The organism is Stenotrophomonas sp. S39 (assembly GCF_016624665.1).
In the GTDB taxonomy this organism is placed as follows: Bacteria; Pseudomonadota; Gammaproteobacteria; order Xanthomonadales; family Xanthomonadaceae; genus Stenotrophomonas.
The window spans coordinates 1-3,556 of record NZ_JACVTT010000174.1 but is presented as its reverse complement, the minus strand read 5'-3'; the positions used below and the strand labels follow the sequence as shown (position 1 = coordinate 3,556).

The window sequence follows — 3,556 nt, the reverse complement described above, 5'->3', positions numbered from 1 at the left end:
CCCCCCCCCCTTACCCCCGGTGTGGGTGGTGGGGGCGGGGGGGGGCCCCCCACGCTCGTCTGCCGCCATCGCAGGCGGTTGCCGGCCAGCGGCCGGCACTACCTCAGAAGCGGCCTTCCTGGAAATCCACGAAGGCCTGCATCAGCTCCTGCCGGGTGTTCATCACGAACGGGCCGTGGCGCATGACCGGCTCGCGCAGCGGGCGACCCGCCACCAGGATCAGCCGTGCGCCTTCGCTTCCGGCCGACAGGTGCAGCTGCTCGCCGCCGCCCAGCACCGCCAGTTCCTGGCGCGCCACGTCACGCGCGGCGTCCTGTTCGCCCACCGTCACCCCGCCCTCGAAAACATAAGCGAAGGCGTTGTGCCCTTCCGGCAGCGTGTAGGTCCAGGCGCGGTCGGCTTCCAGGCGGATGTCCAGGTACACCGGATCGGTGGCCGGCTGGGCGATCGGGCCGGCCGTGCCATCGACGGTACCGGCGATCACCTTCACCTCCACGCCCGCCGCCGGCTGCACCACCGGAATGCGCTCGGGCGCGAACTCCTGGTACTTGGGGTCGGTCATCTTGTCGCGCGCCGGCAGGTTCACCCACAGCTGGAAACCGCGCATCTGCCCGCTTTCCTGCTCCGGCATTTCCGAATGGACCAGGCCGCGGCCAGCGGTCATCCACTGCACGCTGCCCGGGGTCAGCAGGCCTTCGTTGCCGTGGTTGTCGCGGTGGCGCATGCGCCCGTCGAGCATGTAGGTGACGGTCTCGAAGCCACGGTGCGGGTGTTCCGGGAAGCCGGCGATGTAGTCCTCGGCACGATCGGTGCCGAATTCATCCAGCAGCAGGAACGGATCGAGGTCGGGCAGCGACGGGCCGCCGATGACGCGGGTCAGGCGCACGCCGGCACCGTCGGAGGTGGGCATGCCACGGATGGTGCGCTGCACGCGCACCGGCTCGGGAAGGCTCATGGCGACTCCTGTTGGATGGATGCCGATGAAGATGGACGCCGCACGCCGCAACGCCAATGGGCGGCACCGCAACCGATTGTTCCACCACTGGTGTTCGCCGGGCGTCATGTCCGCCGCGCGGCGGCGCCTGCGTTGTGTTCGACCAAAGTACTACCGCAGAAAAGTGCCGCACACATTGACCGTGCACAGGTCACGCGGGACTCTTTGAACATCTTTCCGGGAGAGAGCACCTCATGAAAGGGTTTTCCAAAATAGGCTGGGCGGCCCTCGCCCTGCTTGGCGCATTCTGTCTGGGCACAGTGGCCCTGCGCCGCGGTGAACACATCAACGCATTGTGGATCGTGGTCGCCGCGGTATCGCTGTACCTGGTGGCCTACCGCTTCTACAGCCTGTTCATCGCCGACAAGGTGATGCAGCTCGATCCGACCCGGGCCACCCCGGCGGTGATCAACAACGATGGCCTGGACTACGTCCCGACCAACAAGCACGTGCTGTTCGGCCACCACTTCGCCGCCATCGCCGGCGCTGGCCCGCTGGTCGGCCCGGTGCTGGCCGCGCAGATGGGCTACCTGCCCGGCCTGCTGTGGCTGGTGGTGGGCGTGGTGCTGGCCGGCGCGGTACAGGACTTCGTGGTCCTGTTCCTGTCCAGCCGCCGCAACGGCCGTTCGCTGGGCGACCTGGTGCGTGAGGAAATGGGCCAGGTGCCCGGCACCATTGCGCTGTTCGGCGCCTTCCTGATCATGATCATCATCCTGGCGGTGCTGGCGATGGTGGTGGTCAAAGCACTGGCCGAAAGCCCCTGGGGCATGTTCACGGTGATCGCGACGATGCCCATCGCGATCCTGATGGGCGTGTACATGCGCTACATCCGCCCCGGCAAGATCGGCGAGATCTCGGTGGTCGGCCTGATCCTGCTGCTGGCCGCGATCTGGTTCGGCGGCAAGGTGGCGGCGGACCCGACCTGGGGCCCGGCATTCACCTTCACCGGCACCCAGATCACCTGGATGCTGATCGGCTACGGCTTCGTCGCTTCGGTGCTGCCGGTGTGGCTGCTGCTGGCCCCGCGCGACTACCTGTCCACCTTCCTGAAGATCGGCACCATCATCGCGCTGGCCATCGGCATCCTGGTGGTGATGCCGGAGCTGAAGATGCCGGCGCTGACCCAGTTCGCCGCCAGTGGCGACGGCCCGGTGTGGAAGGGCGGCATGTTCCCGTTCCTGTTCATCACCATCGCCTGCGGCGCAGTGTCCGGCTTCCACGCACTGATCTCCTCCGGCACCACGCCCAAGCTGCTCGCCAATGAAGCGCACATGCGCTACATCGGCTACGGCGGCATGCTGATGGAATCGTTCGTGGCAGTGATGGCGCTGGTGGCGGCCTCGATCATCGATCCGGGCATCTACTTCGCAATGAACAGCCCGGCGGCGGTGATCGGTGCCGATGCGGCCTCGGCGGCGCACTTCATCACCAACACCTGGGGCTTCACCATCAGCCCGGAACAGCTGACCGCGACGGCGGCGGCCATCGGTGAACCGACGATCCTGCATCGCGCCGGTGGCGCCCCCACGCTGGCGGTGGGCATCGCGCAGATCCTGCACGAGGCGATCCCCAGCAGCAGCGACGCGATGATGGCGTTCTGGTACCACTTCGCGATCCTGTTCGAAGCACTGTTCATCCTGACCGCAGTCGATGCCGGTACCCGTGCCGGTCGCTTCATGCTGCAGGACCTGCTGGGCAACTTCATCCCGGCGCTGAAGAAGACCGAATCGTGGACGGCCAACATCATCGGCACCGCCGGCTGCGTGGCGCTGTGGGGCTACCTGCTCTACACCGGCGTGGTCGACCCGTTCGGCGGCATCCAGACGCTGTGGCCGCTGTTCGGCATCTCCAACCAGATGCTGGCCGGTATCGCGCTGATGCTGGGCACGGTGGTGCTGTTCAAGATGAAGCGTGACCGCTATGCGTGGGTGACCGCGCTGCCGGCGGTGTGGCTGCTGATCTGCACCACCTACGCGGGCTTCATCAAGATCTTCGACAGCAACCCGGCACAGGGCTTCCTGGCGCAGGCGCACAAGTACCAGGCGGCCATCGCCAGCGACACCATTACCGCGCCGGCCAAGTCGGTGGCGCAGATGCAGCAGATCGTGGTCAATGCCTACGTCAACACGGGCCTGACCTCGCTGTTCCTGCTGGTGGTGGGTGCGGTGCTGGTGTATTCGATCAAGACCATCCTGGCGGCGCGCCGCAATCCGCAGCGCAGTGACCGCGAGACCCCGTACGTGGCACTGAAGCCGCACGAAATGGTGGATCTGTAATGAGCACGCAACTCGTTCCCGTCGGCCAGTACCAGGCGCACCGCCGCATCTGGCGGCGCCTGGTGCAGACTGCACGGCTGTGCTGTGGGATTCCTGATTACGACAACTACGTCCGGCACATGCTGGAGAAGCATCCGGACCAGGAGCCGATGGACTACAAGACGTTCTTCCGTGAGCGGCAGGAAGCGCGGTATGGCGGTCGCAACGGCGGTCGCTGCTGTTGAAGTTTTGTGTGGGCGCCCCGGGGGGGGGCCCCCCCCCCCCCCCAAAAAAAAACCGGGGAAAC

General features: G+C 66.5%; 3 protein-coding genes. 2 read left to right on the top strand and 1 reads right to left on the bottom strand.

Features of this window, described 5'->3' with window-relative positions:
- Positions 1-103 precede the first annotated feature (103 nt).
- The gene (locus tag IAE41_RS22040; RefSeq protein ID WP_108758049.1) at positions 104-955 is read right to left on the bottom strand and encodes a pirin family protein; all 852 of its coding nucleotides are present in this window, start codon (positions 953-955) and stop codon (positions 104-106) included.
- A 233-nt stretch (positions 956-1,188) separates the two neighbouring features.
- On the opposite strand from IAE41_RS22040, the gene IAE41_RS22035 reads away from it, so the two are divergent.
- Both IAE41_RS22035 and IAE41_RS22030 read left to right on the top strand, forming a co-directional pair.
- Positions 1,189-3,270 (top strand): carbon starvation CstA family protein, encoded by a 2,082-nt coding sequence (locus IAE41_RS22035; protein ID WP_108758047.1) that lies wholly within the window; start codon positions 1,189-1,191, stop codon positions 3,268-3,270.
- Complete coding sequence (locus IAE41_RS22030) at positions 3,270-3,494, top strand: CstA-like transporter-associated (seleno)protein (protein WP_049467479.1); 225 nt, start codon at positions 3,270-3,272, stop codon at positions 3,492-3,494. Before IAE41_RS22035 ends, IAE41_RS22030 begins: the two co-directional genes overlap by 1 nt.
- Positions 3,495-3,556: the final 62 nt, after the last annotated feature.